The sequence below is a fragment of the Rhizobium sp. BK418 genome, assembly GCF_004341105.1.
Classification (GTDB): Bacteria; Pseudomonadota; Alphaproteobacteria; order Rhizobiales; family Rhizobiaceae; genus Rhizobium.
On the sequence record NZ_SLZK01000001.1, the window covers coordinates 730,510 to 751,395 of the forward strand.

The following is a 20,886-nucleotide window of genomic DNA, read 5'->3' on the forward strand; positions in this document are numbered from 1 at the left end:
ATCGCGGAATAGGTCAATGGTGCACTTCTTGGCTCAGGATTGCAACTCGTCGCCGGGCAAAGGCACCTCGAAATGCTCCTCCGGCGGCTTCCGGTCGAAGAGCGCAAAGAGGAGGAAGCCGAAGGCGAAACCACCGATATGCGCATCCCAGGCGATTTCCTGGCTGCCGTCGCCGACAAGCGGGATGCCGACGGCGATCAACGCGTTGCCGACCAGCCAGAACAGCATGAAGATGATCACCGTGCGGCTCTGCATCGCCTGCAGCACGGATAGCCGTGGATTGAGATGCGCGGGACCGAACATCTGACGGCCGGAGGGGAAGGCAAAGCGGCAGGCCGCACCCATCAGGCCGGACACCACACCCGAAGCCCCGATGAGCAGCCCCTCGCTTCCCCAGTTCAGGGCCGCATGCAGTGCCGCCGAGGCGACAGAGGAAAGGATCCAGAAGATGATATAACGCGCCGTGCCGATGCGGCGCACGACCGGCGCTCCGAAAGCCATCAGCCAGAGCCCGTTGAAGACGATATGCTCGATGCTTCCATGCAGCAGCGAGTAGGTGACGGGCGTCCAATAGAGTTCTGGCCCCTGCTCTGCGAGCGAAACCGCATAACGCAGCGGAATGAAGCCGAAGCTGAACAGGAACCAGTTGAACCAATCGACCGGCAGAAGCGATTGCACGGCATAAATCAGGATCAGAAGCAACAGCGTGGCCACGAGTGGCGGCGGAAGATTGAAGACCGGCTGGCGCGGCGGCCGGGCCGGCGGTTCGGGCCGCGAAGGCTCAACTGCCTGATCAGGCCCGGACATCTTTTCGTTCATGCGCTTCTCGCCTCGTTGGAGGCCTCAGCCATACAGGAGCGGGCTTCAAAAAAAAAGCCGTCCGGACTTGGCCGGACGGCGTGCCTGGGCTCCCCCCCGCATCGGTCCGAAAATCGAAATCGATTTTCGGAAAGCACGATGCTCCCGTTTAGAGAGTTAGAGCGTCCTTTGTGCGTCCGAATGGACGCACGGCGCTCTAGGGATGATCCTTCCTCTGGCAGTCTTGTGCAGAACTTCACTGTTCGAAGTCATGAATAGACAGTCTCATGATGGGCCTCTCCGCTCAAGCGGAACCGTTTCTTAACCTTAACCCACCGGATTTGGCATGAAATCCGCAAGGTAGAAGGTGAAGGGGCGAAAACCGCCCGCCAATGAACCGAAATGAGACAGTGTCATGCGCCTTCAGACCACGATCGATATTTTCGACTACTGGAATGCTCTGCGCGGTGAACATGATGCGCCCTTGAAAACGCAGATCGAGCCCCGCGCGATCCGTCATCTCCTGTCGAGCCTCTTCATGCTGGAGACCAAGGCAGACCGGCATATCCGATTCCGCCTCGCCGGAACGAAGATCTGCGATCTCTTCGGCCGCGACCTAGGCAGCGAGCGCTTTTCCGCCTTGTGGGCCAACGGTCAGCAGGAGGATATTGAAAGGACGGCAGCGGGCGTCATGGATCACGCCATCCCGACGCTTTTCAATGCGACCGGCTACAGCATCGCCGGCCATCACGCGGCCTTCGAGATCATTCTAATGCCGTTGCGCTCGCCCGAAGGCGGCTGCGGTCGACTGCTTGGCGCCATCGCGCCTGCCGTTGCCGCGAGTTGGCTGGAGGTCGTGCCGCTGGAGCTTCTCGCCCTCGACCGCAGCCGCCTGCTGCACGACATGTTCGCCCGCGCGGTCCAGGCCGAGCCTCGTGGCCCAGTCGAAATCACTGCCGAAAAACATGGTACTTTCAGTCGGGTCGTGCGTGCCATGTCGCATTTCCTGCATGGCACGGACGCCCGCTGATTGTCCCGTTTCGGGTCAATTGCCTGGGTATCCCATAGTACTTTAGGGTTATACCGCGGTTGGCTTCTACAACCTTCTGTTAATGGATTGCGGATAAGGATTGGATATAGCGATTTCATGAAGAAGCCCTTTGATGCACTCGTTCCAGACCGCTCAGACGCACCGACCTGCGCAGCGCCCTGAACAGGGAGTGTTCCAGCGCGTGCCCATCAACATGCAGGGCCGCCTGATGCTTGCGAACTACGAGGAATTCGAGTGCATGGTGATCGATATGTCGCCCGGCGACATGTATGTCACCTGCTCCGGCCGCCCGCGCGCCAACGAACGCGTCGTCGCCTATATCGACCATCTCGGCCGCGTCGAAGGTCATGTGCAGACGGTCGACATGCGTGGTTTCACAATGTCGATCAACGCCACGGAGCGTAAGCGCGAGAAGCTCGCGGCCCAGCTTACCTGGCTCGCCAACAAACACGAGCTCGGCCTGCCGGAAGATCGCCGTCATGATCGTCTGACGCCACGCGAGACCAAGACCGAACTCACCCTCGATGACGGCACACGCTATGCCTGCCGCATCATGGACCTTTCGCTCTCGGGCGCAGCCATCGATTGCGAGGTACGTCCGCCGCTCGGCACGCCCGTTCGTCTCGGCAACATGCGTGGCCGCGTCGTCCGCCACTTCTCGGAAGGCGTTGCGATCGAGTTCCTGTCGGTCCAGTCGCGCGAAACATTGCGCGAATTCCTCTAGTCCAGCACCTTTCCCGGTCAGAGCGCCGTGCGCCCGTTCGGATTCACAAACGCCGCTTTCATCGTTCCAGGCGCCCCTTGCGTGGAAAGCGGAGCCGATCTTCCGGCCGATACTGTGTGGCCTGCATAGGATGAATAGGCTGCATAGCCAGTTCAGACACGCCCTGGCAAATGTCAATTTCATTTCGCCTGAGATTTCCGCGCGGAGGTCGGAATCGGCCCCTGCCGCCCATGCATCCTGTACGGCAGAGACCTGAAATCCTACGTCCGTCATTTCTCCGTCACAAACTCGAAAGATACAGCGCGCCTCAACGAATGGCGCGGTCAATGTCAGTCCTGTTTCCTGAAATCGAACCTTACGATCACGGCCTGCTCGATACCGGGGACGGCAACCTCATCTATTGGGAAGCTTGCGGCAATCCCGCGGGCAAGCCTGCGCTCGTCCTGCATGGCGGACCGGGTTCCGGCTGTTCCACCGCATCACGCCGTTACTTCGATCCGTCTGTCTATCGCACCGTCCTCTTCGATCAGCGCAATTGCGGTCGCAGCCTGCCGAACGCCGCCGACGCCGCGACCGACCTCTCCCGCAACACGACTGACCATCTCGTCGCGGATATTGAGAGACTGCGAACCCTCTTCGGCGTTGAGAAGTGGACCATCTTCGGCAATTCCTGGGGCTCGACGCTGGCGCTTGCCTATGCGCAATCCCATCCTGATCATGTCAGCGGCATTGTCATTGCCGGTGTCACCACGACACGGCGCTCCGAAATCGACTGGCTCTATCGTGGCATGGCGCCGCTCTTTCCAGAGGAATGGCATCGTTTCGGCGAGGCGCTGCCATCAGAACTCCGCGACCTCGACCGGGTGAACGCCTACCATCAGCTGCTCAACGATCCCGATGAGCAGGTACGGCTGAAGGCGGCGCGCGATTGGCATGAATGGGAAGCGGCCACGATCCTCCTTGCCGATCCTGCCGGCCTGCCGCGGCGCTGGTCCGATCCGCGCTACCTTCTGACGCGCGCTCGCATCATCACTCATTATTTCCGGGAGGATGCATGGCTGGAGGACGGGATACTGCTGAAGAATGCCGGTCGCCTCGCCAGCATTCCGGGGATCCTCATCCACGGACGTTTCGATATAGAGGCCCCTCTTGTCACCGCATGGGAACTTGACCGCGCGTGGCCGGGCGCGGAGCTTGTGGTGCTGCCAAAAGCGGCTCATTCCACTGCAAATGCCGATATTGCCGCCGCGATTGTCGCAGCGACGAACAGATTTCGCGATCTGTGACGAAATTATTTTTTCGGCCGCCAATCCGGACATGAGCCGGAATCGGCTTTCAGAGCAGCGATTCCGTGCTCTTGTGAGCCTCGGTCAGATTTGCCCCAGCTGCCATTCCCGCTGCCGGTCATCGTCGAAATTTAGACGACTTATCGAAAATCGTTAACGGCCTGTCCGTTTTCTGGCCATTTCCGGCCCGAAAGCCTTTTTCCAGTTCCTCCAATTTTAATCGAATTCGAGACGAATACGTCTTTAATTTAACGCGTATTCGAGATGCATTTGATTCAAGTTTATCGTGCGTTTGAATAAACTAAGCCATTAATTTGATTGCGTAATTTTGCGTGAGATAAAAACGTCCGTGTCATTGTCGCCCTCACAACGGGGAGACGATAATGTCAATTCGAAACCTTCTGAAGGGCGGCCTTCTGGCCCTCGGCATGACAGCGGCAATGGCGGGCGCAGGACAGGCATCACCCGCCGCCAGCATGACGCTTGCCGGCAATGCGAGCCCACCGATCGGACACTATGAATTCTGTCAGGCCAATCCGCGTGAATGCGCCTTTGCCGGCGGCGATGCCGGCCCGGCTATCCTGACCGAGGATCGCTGGAAGGAAATTCTCAAGGTCAACTATACCGTCAATTCGACGATCCAGCCAATGACGGACATGGAGATCTACGGTGTCGAAGAGCGCTGGGCCTATCCGAAAACCGCCGGCGACTGCGAGGATTTCGCGCTTCTGAAGCGCAAGATGCTGATCGATGCCGGCTTCTCGCCGTCCGATACGCTGATGACCGTCGTGCTGCAGCCGAATGGCGAAGGTCATGCCGTACTGACGGTTCGCACTGATCATGGCGACTTCGTGCTCGACAACATGCGCAACAAGGTGCTGCTGTGGTCGGATACCGAATATACCTACCTGAAGCGCCAGTCCGCCGACGATCCGGCCCGCTGGACCAAACTGCAGGATGGCCGCGCCGTCGCTGTCGGTAGCGTCAAGTAACAGGCATACCGGCCCCGGTCCGTCCCGCATCCCCGTCCCGACCGGTGCCCAGAGCCGTTCCCGCTGTCCCGGGAACGGCTCGCTTCTTTTCTGGCACGTCCTTTTGGTTGAGTTAACGGCCCATTAACTCTCGCTATCTCATCATACTCACCAGATTCATCACCGGCACCGACGACTCGCGTTTTTCTTACGGCGGCCCGATATTCGAGGACGACGATGAGCCATTCCGCCGTGGGCCATCCTGGTGAGCAGCCCCTTCTTTCGACTCGCTTCCTGCTTCGTGTTACCGCGACGATTGCTGTTCTGGCTTTGCTGACGGTTGCGATCAGCGTTGCCGGGCGATGGTTCGGCCGTCACATCTCACTCGCCGGCAATACGGAAAACACCACCGGGATCACGGTGATCATCGGCCGCGATACGCTCGGCCTGCCCGCCAATACGATTCGCTTCCCCAGCGAACGGCATGACGGCGCGGCCGAGCGGGTCGATCTTTACCTCGCCTGGCCGGAAATGCAGGGCTATAGCAAGGACATGCGTCAGCGTTTCGACGACATCTCCCAATCGTCGGATCTGATTTTCCTGCAGATTACCCAAGGCACGATGTCACGCGACATGTCGGGCCGGCTCGAGCCGATCTATTCGCATCTCATGGATGGCGCGCCGCAACCGTTTGCGCATGACCTGACGCTGCACCGTCTGCGTGCCAATGCCGGCTACAACGGCGAGGTTCTGCTGACGGCCTCACGTCAAGGTGCCGTCGATTATGTCGTGCGCTGCGTGCTGCCCTCGTCGGTGGAAACGGCGACCAGCGGAGATTGCCAGCGCGATATCAAGGTCGGGAAGGATTTAAGTGTGCTTTACCGGTTCTCAAGCCGTCATTTGGCCGACTGGGACCATATTGATGCCGCGATCAGGACCTTTGTGGAAACCCGGCTCGTGAGCCGGTCTGCGACAGCCGCTAAAATCCCGCCCAATGTCTGAAGAAACGATTCATCATAAACGGATTGGTAACGCCCAACCTGTAGTTTTCCGGGACAGCCGGTTACGCGGTAGGGGGTGCGTAGCCCGTCGAACATCTGAAATGCAAGCGAAGAGTGGAATAGTGTCAAGGTCAATTTCCTCCGTATCATCGCCGTGGTCTGCCGGTTTCCTCGCAAAGGTGCTGACGATCCTCTCGATGGCTATCGCGATCGTCGCGGTCGACTCGGTCAATGCCGAAGCGGAAGCGGCGAATCCGAAATATGCCGGTATCGTCGTCGATGCCCGAACGGGAAATGTTCTCTACAGCGAGAATGCCGACCGTCTTCAATACCCGGCGTCACTCACGAAGATGATGACGCTCTACATGACCTTTGAGGCCCTTGAGCAGGGTCGTATCCGTCTTGATACACCCGTCCCCTTCTCCGCTCACGCCGCAGCCCAGGCACCGACCAAACTCGGCGTTCGCGCCGGCGGCACGATCACCGTCGAACAGGGTATCCTCGGGCTCGTGACGCTGTCGGCCAATGATGCTGCGACCGCGCTCGGTGAACTGCTCGGCGGCTCGGAAGATCGCTTCGCCCAGATGATGACCGCAAAGGCGCATGCGCTCGGCATGACACGCACCACCTATCGCAATGCCAATGGCCTGCCGAACACCGCGCAGATGACGACGGCACGCGATCAGGCTCGCCTCGGCATCGCCCTTCGTCAGCATTTCCCGCAGTATTACGGTTATTTCTCGGCGCGTGCCTTCAAGTTTGGTAACCGCGTGATCCGCAGCCACAACCGTCTCGTCGGCTCCGTGCGCGGCGTCGATGGCATCAAGACCGGTTATACACGCGCTGCCGGCTTCAATCTGGTCAGCTCCCTGCAGATCGATGGCAAATCGATCGTCGGTGTGGTTCTGGGTGGCGCTTCCACTCCTGCCCGCGACGCACAGATGCGCCGGCTGCTCGACGCCTATCTGCCCAAGGCTTCCACCAGCGGCGGCACGCTCGTTGCCCAGTCGAAGCCGATGCCTGATATGATCGAAACGCCTGCCCCGGTCTCCCCCGCCAAGGTTGCCCAAGTGGCGGAAAAGAAGACGATCACGTCCGATCAGCAGCCCGTCGCGGCCGCAGCAGCAACCGATGTCGGCCTGCCGCACAAGGGGCCGCTTCCGGACCGCCGCTATCAGGCGGCGAACACCGAGGTTGCCTATGCGGAAACCGCGGCACCGAAGACCGACAATCCTCTCCTGACGCAGCCAATGCCGTCTCCGAGCAAGGTCAAGACCGTGGCGATCAAGCAGCAGGAACAGGCATCCGTTCAGAAGTCGGCATCTGCCTACGTGCCGCCGGAACAGGGCGACACCTCGGTTGACGACCTGACCACAGCTTCCACCAAGCCGGCTCCTGCCAAGGAAGTTGCCGCCAGAGAGGTGCCGCAGCCATCCGGCTGGGTTGTCCAGATCGGCGTCTCTTCCAGCCGTGAATCGGCGATGGATCTTCTGCAGAGCGCCAAGGCCAAGGGCGGCAAAGCACTGAGTGCTGCCAAGCCTTTCGCCGTCGCCTTTGCCAATGGCGGCGACCAGGTCTTCCGCGCCCGATTCGGCGGGTTTGAGGACCAGCGTGATGCAGTCAACGCGTGCAAGGCGCTCAAGAAGGCCGGCGTCAAGTGCTGGGCGGCTGCCCAATGAGATATCCGGCGCTGCCTATGACTGATTTGGCGGCGCCCCTGCCTGCCGGTTGCGGTGTTCGCGCCGCCGGCAGTCGATCCTAGTTCGATTTGTATTGCGTACGAGGAAGATGATGTCGATCAACGAGAATGTCCCAAATGCGCCTGCCGGGCGCCGGGCGGTCAACAAGGGCCGCTCCGGCCTGCATCCGCTGCACGAAGCGGCACTTCGCCTTGCCGAAATCGGCCTGCAGCGCCCGAAGGCGAAATCGCCGAAGACCCGTGATCTCATCAATCTGTTGCTTTGCCACGGCGCACGTGCCTGGCGCTATTCCCAGCCGGAAGCGCATATCCATTTGCACATCACGTCGCCCGACGGCAATTCCCCGGTCGTGCTGCGCCTGCGATAGAGTGAAGGAAAGGCTTTAGAGCAATCCCAATTCCGAAAGCTCGCGGCGAAGATCCGCGGGCATTTCTGCAATGCCAGCGCCGAGACTGTCGAGGTCACGTGGCACGTCTTCATCGGGATAATAGCGCCAGCCCTGGAAGGCGCGCTTGGGCTGGACTGAGGTTTCGATCACCTCCGGACCGAGCACCAGATGGCAGCGGCCGATCCCCTCTCCATCCGTAAATGTCTGGATATCGAGAATCTTCTGGCGGGCCTGCACCTGCCCCTTGATGACCCAATAGAGCGAACCGCCGTCGAGCAGTTCTTCCACGCGCTTCGGCACCATGCGCGTCGTATGGACCGAGTGCGGTTCCAGTCCGGCGGCAATGGCGCGCAGCGAGCGTTCGGCCACCCATTCACGCAGGTCTTCGATCGAATCGCAGCCGACGCAGAGTTTGATGAGATTTAGTGCCATGCTGCCGTTGAAATCCTTTTGGCCGGCAGCGTCAAGCAAGAAGCTTTATACTTCCACAAACTCAGCATTCGACGACGTTGACGGCAAGGCCCCCGGTCGAGGTTTCCTTGTACTTCTCGCTCATGTCATAACCCGTCTGGCGCATCGTCTCGATGCAGGCGTCGAGCGGCACGAAATGCTGGCCGTCGCCCTTCACAGCGAGCGAGGCCGCCGTGACTGCCTTGACCGCCCCCAGCGCATTGCGCTCGATGCAGGGAACCTGCACCAGGCCGGCGACCGGGTCGCAGGTCATGCCGAGATGGTGTTCGAGTGCGATTTCGGCGGCATTCTCGATCTGCGCCGGTGTGCCGCCCATGACGGCTGCAAGGCCGGCGGCTGCCATGGCGGCGGCCGAGCCGACTTCGCCCTGACAGCCGACTTCCGCGCCTGAGATCGAGGCATTGTGTTTGATAATGCCGCCGATCGCCGCTGCGGTCAGCAGATAGTCGTGGATGCCTTTCTGATCCCAATCCTCATGGAAATGCTCGTAATAGCGGATCGTCGCCGGAATGACGCCTGCTGCACCATTGGTCGGCGCCGTCACAACACGCCCGCCAGCGGCATTCTCCTCGTTGACGGCCATCGCGTAGACGCTCAGCCAGTCATTGGCGAGCAGCGGATTGATGCGGTTGCTGCGCCACTCCTCCTGCAGCTTGTCGTGAATATGCTTGGCGCGGCGCCTGACGTTGAGACCGCCAGGCATGATGCCCTCGACCTTCAGCCCGCGCTCGATACACGACCGCATCGCTTCCCAGATGCGGTCGAGACCGGCATCAAGCTCTTCGCGGCTGCGCTGGCTTTCCTCATTGGCGCGCTTCATCTGCGCGATCGACAAGCCCGAACGTTCGGCCATTTCAAGCATCTGTCTGGCGGTGGCGAAGGGGTAAGGCACCTTGTAATTGCCCTGCGCCGTCTTCTTGCGCGCCCGCATCTGCTCCAGTTCCGTATCGGTGACGACGAAGCCTCCGCCGACGGAATAATAGATGCGCTTGACGAGCAGCCGGCCGTCCTTGTCATAGGCGGAGAAGGTCATGCCGTTCGCATGGCCGGGCAGCGGCTGCTTCTTGTCGAAGAACAGGTCCGTCTTCGGCTGAAATTGATAGGCCGGATGTCCCTCGGGTGCGATACGGCCGCTTTTCTCCACCTCGTCGATAATGGCATCCATGCGATCCGGATCGACTGTATCGGGCGCCTCGCCCATCAGGCCCAGGATGACCGCCCTGCCCGTCCCGTGGCCGATACCCGTATGGGCGAGCGAACCGTGCAGGCTGACGTTGATGGCCGCCACCTGCGCGCCGGTGGAAGGGCGCGGCCATTCGTTGGACAGGATGAGCTCGAGGAACCGGTTGGCAGCTGTCATCGGCCCCATCGTATGCGAGCTCGACGGCCCGACACCGATCTTGAACACATCGAATACCGAAAGAAACATGGAGGCGCCTTCTAAACTTGATGATGCAGATTATGCGAACCCGGTTCGGCATCCGCGTGGCGGACCGACATCACCTTGAACCGGTGCGACATAGCGCTGGACACTAGTTGGACGCGGCCCGTCTTGCCAGCAATTCTCGTCTTGCCGGTCATTGCAGCATTCGAACGCATCTGTAGAGTGGCCGCATTTATACGGGAACTGACTCGCTGATGATGACGACGGCGGACTATATCGCGCTTGCCTTCTTTATCTTTATCTGGATGGGCTATTCGTGGCTGCTGCACGGACAAACCTTTTTCGGCCGCACGAGTCTCACGCATGCCATGGCGCAGCGGCGGCGTGAATGGATATATAATTCCCTACGCCGCGATTTGAAGATGATCGACACCCAGATCATGGCCGGGCTGCAGAATGGCACGGCGTTTTTCGCCTCGACATCCATCTTCGCGATCGGCAGCTGTTTTGCCCTGCTCGGTGCGACGGAAAAGGTGGATGCGGTCTTTGCAGACCTGCCTTTCGTCTTTCACAGCGGCCATGCCGCCTTCGAAATGAAGGTCGGTGGGCTTGCTGCCCTCTTTGGCTATGCCTTCTTCAAATTCGGCTGGTCCTACCGTCTGTTCAATTATTGCACCATCCTGTTCGGCGCGATACCGATGATGCACGATACTGACAAGGACATCATCGCCGCCGAGCGCGCCGCAGAACGTGTCATCCGCATGAATGTCCTTGCCGGAAGCCATTTCAATGAAGGTCTCAGGGCGATCTTCCTGTCGATCGGCTATCTCGGCTGGTTCATCAATCCCTATTTTTTCATTGGAACGACATCGATCGTCGTCTTCGTGCTCACCCGCAGACAGTTCTTTTCGGCAGAGCGCCTGGCGATCATGGAACCCCAGCTGCCACCAAATCTCCATCTTTCTCCTGTCCTGCCCGATAAGCCGTCGGTGAGCGACGGTGACGAACTGTCGGGGGGACTTTGAATGACATCGCCGACAACGCAAGCGACGGCTTACGCAAAACCACCGCGTATCGGGCTCGTGGATACGGCGCGCGGCGCGGCCCTCATTGCCATGGCCACCTACCATTTCAGCTGGGATCTTGAATTCATGGGCTACCTCGCGCCCGGAACGGCCGAGACCGGCTGGCTGAAGATCTACGCCCGGGCGATCGCCACCACCTTCCTGTTCATCGTCGGCGTCAGTCTCGTGCTATCAAGCCGGCCGGAAATCCGCTGGCGTGCCTTCTGGAAGCGTTTCGGGATGATCGCGGGCGCCGCCGTGCTGATATCAGCCGCCACCATGTATTTCGTGCCCGGCGAATGGATTTATTTCGGCATTCTCCATTCCATCGCGGTTCTGAGCCTGATCGGCGTGGTCTTCCTGCGCCTGCCGTTGCCGGTGACGCTGCTCGTCACGCTGGCACTGCTTGTCGGCTGGATCGCCGATACGTTCGTGATGCCGGGCGTGCTCGATTCTCATCTGTTCGATCCGAAATATCTCGCCTGGCTCGGTTTTGCGGCGACGCCCGACCGGTCGAACGACTTCGTGCCGCTTTTTCCGTGGGCGACGCCCTTCTTCCTCGGCATAGTCCTTACGCGGCTGACCTTTCTCACGAGCCTGCCGCAACGTCTCGCCGCATTGGGTACGGGTGGCACATGGCTTGCGTGGCTCGGCCGCCACAGCCTCGCCTTCTATCTTATCCATCAGCCGGTGCTGATCACGGTCGCCTATGGCCTGACCTTCGTGGTGGCGCCGCCGAAGCCCGATCCGGTCGCGACCTATCTGCGCCAGTGCAACACGTCCTGCACGGTCGAACAGGGCGAAGCGGTCTGCCGCAGCTTCTGCCAGTGCACGCTCGATCAATTGCAGGCGCAGCAGCTCTTCACGCAGTTCCAGGCGGGACAGGTGAAGGCGGATGATGAGCGGATCATGGCGCTTGCCAGCCAGTGCAGCGCTCAAATAGAGCCTGAGCCGGCGCCGCAGTCTGAACCGCGGCCCCAGCAATGATCAGGTGGTAACACCGATTTCGGCGAGGCGTCCGAGGCAGGCCTCCTCAATATTGTCGAGCTCGGTGATCGTTTCGTCGATATCTTTGCGCTTCTGGCGCAGGTCTTCGCGTTTTTCGTCTACACGCTTCATCAACAATTTGAGCTGGCCGAGCTCGCCCGGCGGCTCCTTGTAGACCTGAATGATTTCGCGGATTTCGGCGATGGTAAAGCCGATGCGCCGGCCGCGCAGGATTTCCTGAATGAGGCGCCTGTCGGCAGGGCGGAACAGGCGTGTGCGCCCGCGGCGCTCCGGTTGGATCAATCCCTCGTCTTCATAGAAGCGAAGCGTGCGCGTCGACACTCCGAATTCGCGCGTCAGCTCCGTTATGGTATAGTATTTGTTCACCAGTATCTCATCCCCGTCATCGGCCTGACATAATATTGACTTTTACGTAATAGTCAATTTCGCCATCCGTCATATGCCGAACCACCAGGTTGCGAGACCCAGGAAGGCGAAGAAGCCGGTGCAGTCTGTTACGGTCGTGACGAAGACAGACGAGGCGATCGCCGGGTCCGCGCCCATCTTATCGAGCAGCAGTGGCAGCAGGATGCCGGCAAGCGCTGCCGCCATCAGGTTGATGATCATGGCCGCCCCGATGACCGCACCAAGCTGGTAATTGTGGAACCAGATGCCGGCGATTGCGCCGAGGAGGATGGCGAAGAGTATCCCGTTCAGAATGCCGACGCCCGCCTCCCTTCGAATGATGCGGCCAGCGTTGTAAATGTCGAGGTCGCGGGTCGCGAGCGCGCGCACCGTCACGGTCATCGTTTGCGTGCCGGCATTGCCGCCCATCGAGGCGACGATCGGCATCAACACCGCAAGCGCGATCATCTTCTCGATAGAGCCGTCGAACAGGCCGATGACGCTGGCAGATAACATTGCCGTGCCGAGATTGATCAAGAGCCAGAGAAAGCGCGAGCGCACCGTCGAAATGACGTTATCGGAAAGTTCTTCGTCGCCAACACCGCCGAGGCGCTTGATATCCTCATCCGCTTCTTCATGGATCACGTCGACCACGTCGTCGATGGTGAGCACGCCGACGAGCCGCTCGTTCTCGTCGACGACGGCGGCGGATAGAAGGTCGTATTGTTCGAAGAGCTGGGCGGCCTCTTCCTGGTCCATCTCGGCAGGGATCGGATGGTTCGTTTCCCGCATGATGGTTTCGATCTTCGTCTGCCGCTTGGTGCGCAGGATCTGGTCGAGATCGACAGCGCCGAGCAACTTGAAGGTCGGGTCGATGACGAAGATCCGCGAGAAGGAATAGGGCAGATCCTCTTCCTCGCGCATGTAATCGATCGTCTGCCCGACCGTCCAGAATGGCGGCACGGCGACGAATTCCGTTTGCATGCGTCGGCCGGCCGAGCTTTCGGGATAATCCAGCGCACGGCGGAGGCGCACCCGCTCCGTAAACGGCAGCTGCGCGAGAATCTCTTCCCGGTCTTCCTTGTCGAGGTCTTCGAGAATGTAGACGGCGTCGTCCGAATCCAGTTCGCCGATGGCAGCCGCAATCTGCTCGTTCGGCAGCTGGTCGACGATCTCGCGGCGGATCGTTTCGTCGACCTCCGTCAGCGCCGTCATGTCGAAATCGTCGCCGAGCAGGCGCACCAGCGCCAGGCGTTGATCCGGCTGGATCGATTCGAGCAGGTCGCCTATTTCCGATTCGTGCAGGCGCGCGACGTTCTGGCGAAGAAACAGCGTGTCGCGATCGGCAATGGCTGCACCGAGCCGTGCCAGGAAGTCGCTGCGCACATTGCCGTCTTCGTTATAGATATCGACGTCTTCGTCGGATGGACGTTTGCGATTGCGGTCTTCGGTGTCGGTCGTCGTCATCTGCCGCCCTCGCATCCCAGTTTGATTTAGACTATCGAGCTGCATTCGAGAATGTCGGCTGAAAATGCATTGTCAACAAGCGGATACGCGAACTCCGCCCTGCCCTGCGCCGCCGGAATCCGCACCGACCAGCTAGCCGAAAGCACTACTGCCGTAAAGCGCAAACCCGTGCTTTCTGATGACAATGTCTGTGGTCGGCTATAGTTTCCGCCGCCATCAGTCGAAAGGAACTTCACCCGTGCCGATCCGCCCGATTCTCCGCTACCCGCATCCCGGCCTGAAGACGCTCTGCGCGCCGGTGACGGCATTCGATTCGGTTCTGTCACGACTGGCGGACGACCTGCTGCAGACGATGCGTGCAGCGCCCGGCGTCGGCATCACTGCGGCTCATATCGGCGTCTTTGAACGCCTGACGGTGCTGGAGCTCGACAAGGCGGACGGCGTACGCACCTACGTCAATCCGCAGATCACATGGTTTTCGGACGAGACGATGGTTCATATGGAAGGCAGCGTCTCCATGCCGGGCGCCACGGGCGAGGTCACGCGCCCAAACGCGATCCGCTTCCGCTATCAGGACCTCGACGGCCAACAGCACGAGGAAGAGGCTTCCGGTTTCCTCGCCATCTGCGTCCAGCACGAGGTCGATCAGCTCGACGGGATTTTCTGGCTGCAGCGCCTGTCACGACTGAAGCGCGACCGGCTGATCAGGAAATGGGAAAAGGCGAAAAGCTGAGGCCTGGCCACCGTCGGGCGAACCAACAGCACCCTTCGGGCGTTTGTCTTGCAGAACGGTAACCCGGAAGGAGACCGCAATGCCTGGGAATAAAGACAAGTCCTCGCGCTCTCGCGAAGAGGATTATCGCGACTTCGAGGAACGCAATCTGGACGATGGCTGGCCCTATGCCGATGATAGCGGCGCCAAGTCTGCGGGCAGCGAAAACCGCCCATATGGCGAAACCGCCGCCAATTTCGACCGCGACCGCAACAGCGGTTTTCGCATTGACGGGACCGACGAGGACGGCAATGAAAACCGCCTGAAGGATTCACTCGAGCCGGATACGATCGACCGCGATGACAGCGACGAGCTCGAAGCGCGCGTGCATGACAATCTGGAAAATATTCCCGACGTCGATATCGACAGTGTGGAGGTTCATGCCGATGGGCATATCGTGACGCTGGAGGGGTCCGTAGAGACGATCGGCATCGCCCGCAAGGTCGAACTCGGTGCGCTGTCGGTGGACGGGGTCCATCATGTTCGAAACCGCCTAGAGGTGACCGGCGTCGACGCCCATATCCCCAACGAGGATTGAGGCAAAAAACACGAAATCGCCACATTTGAAAACCGGGAAGCGTCTGCTTTCCGGTTTCCAAGTGTGTAAAATTACAAATAGTTAATCAATTAAAGATTGCAGATGTGTAATCTTGGCGAAAGCGTCGGAACCTCAGGCAATTAACTATGCCGGCTAAGGTAACGAACCCCTCAAGATCATTGACAAATATGTGATTTTATTCGGACGAAACGTCGCACGCTGCCCGTCATCTTTCTCTCAAAATTGCCCTAATTGGGGCGCGGACTCAATCTTGCCGGGGGTCGGTTCTGCGTTGTTGAATTCAACAACAGATTGAGGAGATAGATCCATGCGCATGAAATTCGCAGTCGCTGCCACCCTATTTGCCGCCAGCATGGCAAGTGCTGCTTTTGCCGCGCCGAAATACTCGGATGACTATTCCAACGGCGGTGATGGCCTCTACCAAACTCCGGTCGCACCATCCAAGTCCGTTCACTATCCGACCCATGTGACACGTCCGGCCTATTCCAGCGACTATACGAATGACAGTGATGGTTTCGCGCCGACGGCGATGGCGAAGCCGGCGAAGGTCGACACCGCCGCAACCGGCAGCATCAAGCCGCTTCCGGATTGCCACAGCATGGTTGGCCCGAAGGGTTCTCGCCAGAAAGGTGCCGACAGCGGTGCCACTCGCACCGAAGCTTGCCGCGAAACGCACTGACATGCCTTGAGAAAGGGCCGGTTTCCGGCCCTTTTCTTTTTTCGGATTTCCGGTTTTCCTCTTTAAATTCAACGCTTCGCACGGCGTAATCCACACCTCGATCAAGCATTTAAAAAAAACTGTCACATCGTGCTTGTGTCCGTCTGAGGCTTTTGCTACATGCTGCCTCGCCGACGCAAATCGGCCCTACCACGATGCGGTCGTGGCGGAATTGGTAGACGCGCAGCGTTGAGGTCGCTGTGGGGCAACCCGTGGAAGTTCGAGTCTTCTCGACCGCACCAAGAAACCCGCTTCGGCGGGTTTTTTCTTTTTCGGCCAAACGCTTAGTGCCTTGATCTGTCTGCCATAAGCCGTAACGCGCTTGGCGCCCCCTTGCCGCTCATTTCGTCGATCGCGGATGACAGAGCGTTACCTTCCCGCAACGACCACAAGTCTGATGCGCAATCTCCTGCTTGACTTGCATCTGGAATTGAGAACATAACTGGAACAGTTAAGGGTTCAGGGGTGTTCATTTTCATGAAGATAATTTTGATCAGCAATTTTTGATGGGTCGGTAGAAGAACTATCGGCTGCCACATCGGTCTGTGCGGCTAACGCGCGCCGGCATCCAGTCTCCTCACGCACTCGAACACAAGCCGGACGTCTTGGCCTGGCGCTCATCTCTACCTGCGCACTTGCATGGCATCTAACGATTGGGGATCGCATGACACCGGAAGATCGCTACCGATACACAAAGGGAGGTGTGAAGCTCGCCATTCTCGGAACGTTTATTTTCGCGATTTATCTCGTCGAGCGTTCCATGGGCGAGACCGAGACGGCCGCCTATAGGACGCTTGACGAGTGTCTGAAGGATAGCAAGTTCGGTCCGGACGATTGCAAGAGCAGCTTCGAGACTGCCCGTGCCGAGCATCTAAAAAACGCACCTTCCTATCAGAACCGCGAGGATTGCGAGGAGGAGTTCGGCACCGGCCACTGTGAGCAGACAAGTTCAATGCATGGTGCCGGTGGAGGACATTACGTCCCCTATCAATCAGGCTATCTCATCGGCCAGCCCGAAAAGGACGTCAATGGCGTCTACTACCCGGCTGTACCGGCATCGGCACTTTACGAAAGCAGCCACGTCTCGGGCTTCGTCAATGCTGCTGGCGTATTGGTCACTAACAAGGTCGGCGGCTTTAAGATGACTTATGGCAATGGAGCGCTCGTCAGGCCTGATGCCACTACGACGACACTTGCCCGCTCTGGCTTCGGCACGCGCCACTCTTCCGCGTCCTGAGGGCTCCAAGATGAAGCGTATCGCGACTGGCGAAAGGCCGGACTGGATCCAGAAGCTCGAAGCGCTGGATTTCACCATTCACCATATGTATGGCGAACTCTATTGGGACGAGTGTAACGCCTACCAGTTCACGCTCACTCAGATCGAAGACGATCTGGAAGATCCGACCAATGAGATCCTGGAGCTCTGCTACAAGGCAGTCGATCGCATTTGCGCTGATTCCGCATTGATGACGCGCATGGCGATCCCGACCGAATTCCACGAGGCTGTCAGGAAATCCTGGAAATGGTCCGACCGTGACATCTACGGTCGTTTCGACCTGCGTTACGATGGCAAGAGCCCGGCGAAGCTTTTCGAATTCAACGCCGATACGCCGACCTCCCTCTTCGAAAGCGCTGTGATCCAGTGGGAATGGCTTCAGGACATGAAACGATTGGGGCGGTTTAGCGCCGATACCGATCAGTTCAACTCCATCCACGAGAAGCTTATCGGTGCCTTCCAGTATTTCAAGAATGCCAGCGACAGCGGCGTCTTCCATTTCGGCTGCATCACCGACAACGAGGAAGATTATCTGACGACCAAATATCTGGCCGATGTCGCCTTCCAGGCGGGCTTCGAAGTAGTGCTGCTCGACATGGAAGAGATCGGTATCGATCCGGAAAAATGGTTCACCGATCTGGAAGACCGCCGGATGGAGAACCTTTTCAAGCTCTATCCGCTGGAATTCATGGTCCACGAGGATTTTGGCGCACATCTCATCTCCACGGGCACGAAGATCCACGAGCCCCTGTGGAAGATGACACTGTCGAACAAGGGTCTCCTGCCCGTCCTCTGGGAAATGGCGCCCAACCATCCGAACCTGCTGCCGGCCTATTTCGCTGACGATCACCGGTCACAGCGCCTGGAAAACTCCGTAAGAAAACCGCTCCTGTCTCGCGAAGGCGCGAACGTCACGCTGACATCGGAGGGAAAGACGATCGCGGTGGACGGTGAATACGGCGAAGAAGGTTATATCGTGCAGGAAGCCTGTCTGCTTCCGCAATTCGGCGACGATTATGCCGTCGTCGGTTCCTGGGTGGTGGCAGGAGAGGCCTGCGGCATCTGCATCCGCGAGGACAAATCGCCCATCACGCAGGACCTCTCCCGCTTCGTCCCGCATTTCATCATGGATTGATTGCATATCTGAGATGGCTGCCCGCCGCAAAGAGCGATTGAATCGCTCTTCGCCCAAGTCCATATAGAAGCCCGCGCCCGGCCCTCCTCTCCGCATGATGGCGCCAAGGACTGCCATGCTACGCACCGATCTCGATTTCTCCATGCTCCCGAAACTTGGCTCGCGCCCCGTTCGCTGGCGAATCTCCGATGGGCTCATTCCTTATGCGGAAGCGGTGGAGACTATGGAACGGGAGGTCGCCAATATTGCCGAAGGCGGCGATGAGCTCGTCTGGCTGCTGGAACATCCGCCGCTTTACACGGCCGGCACCAGCGCAGACGCCAAGGATCTCGTCCAGCCGGATCGTTTCCCGGTCTTCGCCACCGGCCGCGGCGGCGAATATACCTATCATGGTCCCGGCCAGCGTGTTGCCTATGTTATGCTCGATCTGAAGCGCCGAAGGCAAGATGTGCGTGCCTTCGTGGCCGCCCTTGAAGAAGTCATCATCCGCACGCTCGATTCGATGAATGTGCGCGGCGAGCGGCGTGAGGATCGCGTCGGTGTCTGGGTCCGTCGGCCGGAAAGGCCCTTGCTGCCTGATGGCACGATGGCCGAAGACAAGATCGCTGCTCTTGGCATTCGCTTGCGCAAATGGGTGACCTTCCACGGCCTGTCGCTGAACGTCGATCCTGATCTCGATCATTTCAACGGCATCGTGCCTTGCGGCATCTCGGCCTATGGCGTCACCAGCCTCGTCGATCTTGGTCTGCTGGTGACGATGGCCGATGCCGATATCCGCCTGCGTGCCGCCTTCGAAGAAGTCTTCGGGCAAACCGTCAACGATAGAGCGCACTGTCCCTGATTGCTGGCCTTGATCCGCTGAACGTCCTGTGATTGATGACATCATCCGCGGGAAGCAGCCGTCATGTCCGAATCTCCCTCCACCCAGAATCCGCTCCAGGGCATGGCCATCATGGCTGGCGCCATGGCGATCCTGCCAACGATGGACGCAATCGCCAAATATATGGCGACCTTCGAGGGCATGTCGCCCGGACAGGTAACTTTTTACCGCTTTTTCTTTCAGCTCGTCTGTACCCTGCCGATCCTCTTTGCGATGTTCGGTATGCAGGCGCTCTCGGCTAGGCGCCCGTGGATGAACCTGCTGCGCGGCGCGCTGCATGGCGCAGCCAGCCTGCTCTTCTTCGTCGCCGTCAAATACATGCCGCTCGCCGATGTTTTCGCCATCTATTTCGTCGAGCCCTTCATGCTGACGGCGCTCTCGGCGCTGTTCCTGGGTGACAGGGTCGGCTGGCGGCGCTGGATGGCAATCGTCGTCGGCTTCGGCGGCGCCATGATCGTCATTCAGCCGAGCTACGAGATCTTCGGCCTGAAGGCGCTGCTGCCGGTCTTCTGCGCCTTCCTCTTCTCGCTCTATCTCTTTCTGAACCGCGCGATCGGTGAGGCGGATTCGCCGCTGACGATGCAAACGATGTCGGGCATCGGCGGCACGATCTTCATGGCCGGAGCGCTTTTCGTCGGAAACAGCCTCGGCAGTGCGGACTTCACCCCCTCCCTGCCCGCCTCTTGGCTCGGCCTCGTCCTGCTGCTGATCCTCGGCACGATTTCCGGCTATGCACATATGCTGGTTGTTAAGGCTTTCCGGTTGGCACCACTCTCGCTGCTGGCTCCTTTCCAATATTTCGAAATTATCTCGGCAACCGTTCTCGGTTACGCCCTCTTCGGAGATTTTCCAAATGTTTCCAAATGGATCGGCATCGCGATCATCGTCGCGTCCGGCCTTTTCATCATCTGGCGCGAGCGGCTGCAGGCGCGATTGCTAAAATCCACACAAAACGGCGCATCGACAGTTAACCCTGCTTCTTGACGGATATTCAATTCGGCGCCGATAAAGCCATTTCCGGCTTCATGATGAAGTCTGGAGATAAAACATGAGTGAGTTCCGTCTCGCGTTTCCGGCGTGTGTCATTGCCGGGAAGCATCGGCTGACGGCCGAAGACATCGTGCTTTTGCGCAAACACACCTTCCCGGAGGGAATCCGGACTTCCGATCATGTCGTGGTGATGTTGGCGCTCAATAATTCCTGCCCCGAAAAATGCTCCGAATGGAACACGTTCTTCGTCGAACAACTGGCAGGCTTCATCGTCGATTACACCTATCCGCAGGGCTCGCTGGACGAGATCAATGTCGCGTGGATCATGCGCATGTTCACGACTGACGGCGTCGTCAACTCCGTCCTCGAACTCGAGCTCATCCTGCACGTCATGGAGCTGTCCGCCCATGTTCCCGACGAACTCCGGGCACTGGCACTCGACCAGCTCCGCCTGGCGCTATCGGAGAATATCGGCGGTTACAGGCTGACCCGCGCCACCGACCGCAAGAACATTACGCGGCAGGACGTGGATTACGTCATGCGGGTTTTGAGAAGCGTCAGCGAAGGCGGCATTATCGGCGTATCGCCGGTCGAATACGGCGTCCTGCAGCGCATCGAGGCAGAAACCCAGCCCGGCGCCAATCATCAGCGCTGGGGCGAGATCATGGCTGCGGTCGAACTCCGGGATTATGCCCAGCCGAGGCGGAGCCGCTGGCTGCGCATCATTGACGAAGAGCCGGTCGTCGCTGCAGCTGTTGCCTGACCGGTCGAGCCTCCAGACCCCTCTGATTCTTCAAGCCAATTGTACGTTCCGGCTTTTTATGCGTAAAACTCCGGAACGCATTTCCTGGGTGGAGTC

22 protein-coding genes and 1 tRNA gene are annotated in these 20,886 nt (G+C 59.2%); 18 read left to right on the forward strand and 5 right to left on the reverse strand.

Translation table 11 applies throughout. The features are described 5' to 3' along the window. Positions 1-33 precede the first annotated feature (33 nt). Positions 34-819, reverse strand: a complete 786-nt coding sequence (locus tag EV281_RS03605) for a rhomboid family intramembrane serine protease (protein ID WP_132651550.1) — start codon at positions 817-819, stop codon at positions 34-36. A 394-nt stretch (positions 820-1,213) separates the two neighbouring features. Between EV281_RS03605 and EV281_RS03610 the strand changes: the two genes are divergently transcribed. The 7 genes from EV281_RS03610 to EV281_RS03640 all read left to right on the forward strand — a co-directional run bounded on the left by EV281_RS03610 (position 1,214) and on the right by EV281_RS03640 (position 7,898). Beyond that, positions 1,214-1,828, forward strand: coding sequence for a PAS domain-containing protein (locus EV281_RS03610; protein ID WP_132651551.1), 615 nt, complete (start codon positions 1,214-1,216; stop codon positions 1,826-1,828). Between the two features lie 133 nt (positions 1,829-1,961). Further along, on the forward strand, positions 1,962-2,573 hold the full coding sequence (locus EV281_RS03615; protein WP_132651552.1) for a PilZ domain-containing protein: 612 nt from the start codon (positions 1,962-1,964) through the stop codon (positions 2,571-2,573). 326 nt (positions 2,574-2,899) lie between these two features. Next, positions 2,900-3,859 (forward strand): prolyl aminopeptidase, encoded by a 960-nt coding sequence (gene pip, locus EV281_RS03620; protein ID WP_132651553.1) that lies wholly within the window; start codon positions 2,900-2,902, stop codon positions 3,857-3,859. Positions 3,860-4,242: 383 nt separating this feature from the next. After that, positions 4,243-4,851, forward strand: a complete 609-nt coding sequence (locus EV281_RS03625) for a transglutaminase-like cysteine peptidase (protein WP_132651554.1) — start codon at positions 4,243-4,245, stop codon at positions 4,849-4,851. A gap of 216 nt (positions 4,852-5,067) precedes the next feature. After that, positions 5,068-5,832, forward strand: a complete 765-nt coding sequence (locus EV281_RS03630) for a hypothetical protein (RefSeq protein WP_132651555.1) — start codon at positions 5,068-5,070, stop codon at positions 5,830-5,832. 100 nt (positions 5,833-5,932) lie between these two features. Next, positions 5,933-7,510, forward strand: coding sequence for an SPOR domain-containing protein (locus tag EV281_RS03635; protein ID WP_132651556.1), 1,578 nt, complete (start codon positions 5,933-5,935; stop codon positions 7,508-7,510). A gap of 112 nt (positions 7,511-7,622) precedes the next feature. Next, positions 7,623-7,898 (forward strand): hypothetical protein, encoded by a 276-nt coding sequence (locus EV281_RS03640; protein WP_112547680.1) that lies wholly within the window; start codon positions 7,623-7,625, stop codon positions 7,896-7,898. Positions 7,899-7,913: 15 nt separating this feature from the next. Here the strand turns inward: EV281_RS03640 and EV281_RS03645 are convergent, their stop codons facing one another. After that, positions 7,914-8,351 carry a DUF1489 family protein gene (locus tag EV281_RS03645; RefSeq protein WP_132651557.1) on the reverse strand — a complete coding sequence of 146 codons (438 nt, stop codon included), beginning with the start codon at positions 8,349-8,351 and terminating at the stop codon, positions 7,914-7,916. A 61-nt stretch (positions 8,352-8,412) separates the two neighbouring features. Then, the gene (locus tag EV281_RS03650) at positions 8,413-9,819 is read right to left on the reverse strand and encodes an L-serine ammonia-lyase (protein WP_132651558.1); all 1,407 of its coding nucleotides are present in this window, start codon (positions 9,817-9,819) and stop codon (positions 8,413-8,415) included. Positions 9,820-10,031: 212 nt separating this feature from the next. On the opposite strand from EV281_RS03650, the gene EV281_RS03655 reads away from it, so the two are divergent. Together EV281_RS03655 and EV281_RS03660 are read left to right on the forward strand one after the other, a co-directional pair. Next, positions 10,032-10,799 (forward strand): DUF599 domain-containing protein, encoded by a 768-nt coding sequence (locus tag EV281_RS03655; protein ID WP_132651995.1) that lies wholly within the window; start codon positions 10,032-10,034, stop codon positions 10,797-10,799. Next, positions 10,800-11,825, forward strand: coding sequence for a heparan-alpha-glucosaminide N-acetyltransferase (locus EV281_RS03660; RefSeq protein WP_132651559.1), 1,026 nt, complete (start codon positions 10,800-10,802; stop codon positions 11,823-11,825). On the opposite strand, the gene EV281_RS03665 is transcribed toward EV281_RS03660, so the two are convergent. After that, positions 11,826-12,212: a MerR family DNA-binding transcriptional regulator gene (locus EV281_RS03665; protein WP_132651560.1), complete on the reverse strand. Its 387-nt coding sequence runs from the start codon at positions 12,210-12,212 to the stop codon at positions 11,826-11,828. A 69-nt stretch (positions 12,213-12,281) separates the two neighbouring features. Then, positions 12,282-13,697 (reverse strand): magnesium transporter, encoded by a 1,416-nt coding sequence (gene mgtE, locus EV281_RS03670; protein WP_132651561.1) that lies wholly within the window; start codon positions 13,695-13,697, stop codon positions 12,282-12,284. Positions 13,698-13,935: 238 nt separating this feature from the next. Here mgtE and EV281_RS03675 point away from each other — a divergent pair, with 238 nt between their 5' ends. The 9 genes from EV281_RS03675 to EV281_RS03715 all read left to right on the forward strand — a co-directional run bounded on the left by EV281_RS03675 (position 13,936) and on the right by EV281_RS03715 (position 20,790). Next, positions 13,936-14,430 (forward strand): peptide deformylase, encoded by a 495-nt coding sequence (locus tag EV281_RS03675; protein WP_132651996.1) that lies wholly within the window; start codon positions 13,936-13,938, stop codon positions 14,428-14,430. 79 nt (positions 14,431-14,509) lie between these two features. Beyond that, positions 14,510-15,007 (forward strand): BON domain-containing protein, encoded by a 498-nt coding sequence (locus tag EV281_RS03680; RefSeq protein ID WP_132651562.1) that lies wholly within the window; start codon positions 14,510-14,512, stop codon positions 15,005-15,007. Positions 15,008-15,335: 328 nt separating this feature from the next. After that, on the forward strand, positions 15,336-15,707 hold the full coding sequence (locus EV281_RS03685) for a hypothetical protein (protein ID WP_132651563.1): 372 nt from the start codon (positions 15,336-15,338) through the stop codon (positions 15,705-15,707). A 196-nt stretch (positions 15,708-15,903) separates the two neighbouring features. Next, positions 15,904-15,988 (forward strand) — tRNA-Leu (locus EV281_RS03690). A 422-nt stretch (positions 15,989-16,410) separates the two neighbouring features. Beyond that, entirely contained in the window at positions 16,411-16,983 is a 573-nt protein-coding gene (locus EV281_RS03695; RefSeq protein ID WP_132651564.1) for a DUF1190 domain-containing protein, read from the forward strand. A 10-nt stretch (positions 16,984-16,993) separates the two neighbouring features. Then, on the forward strand, positions 16,994-18,157 hold the full coding sequence (locus EV281_RS03700) for a glutathionylspermidine synthase family protein (protein ID WP_132651565.1): 1,164 nt from the start codon (positions 16,994-16,996) through the stop codon (positions 18,155-18,157). A gap of 115 nt (positions 18,158-18,272) precedes the next feature. Then, complete coding sequence (gene lipB / locus EV281_RS03705) at positions 18,273-18,998, forward strand: lipoyl(octanoyl) transferase LipB (RefSeq protein ID WP_132651566.1); 726 nt, start codon at positions 18,273-18,275, stop codon at positions 18,996-18,998. Positions 18,999-19,061: 63 nt separating this feature from the next. After that, the gene (locus EV281_RS03710) at positions 19,062-20,021 is read left to right on the forward strand and encodes a DMT family transporter (protein WP_132651567.1); all 960 of its coding nucleotides are present in this window, start codon (positions 19,062-19,064) and stop codon (positions 20,019-20,021) included. Between the two features lie 64 nt (positions 20,022-20,085). Next, a complete protein-coding gene (locus EV281_RS03715) occupies positions 20,086-20,790 on the forward strand; it encodes a hypothetical protein (protein WP_132651568.1) in 705 nt (234 codons plus the stop codon). Positions 20,791-20,886: the final 96 nt, after the last annotated feature.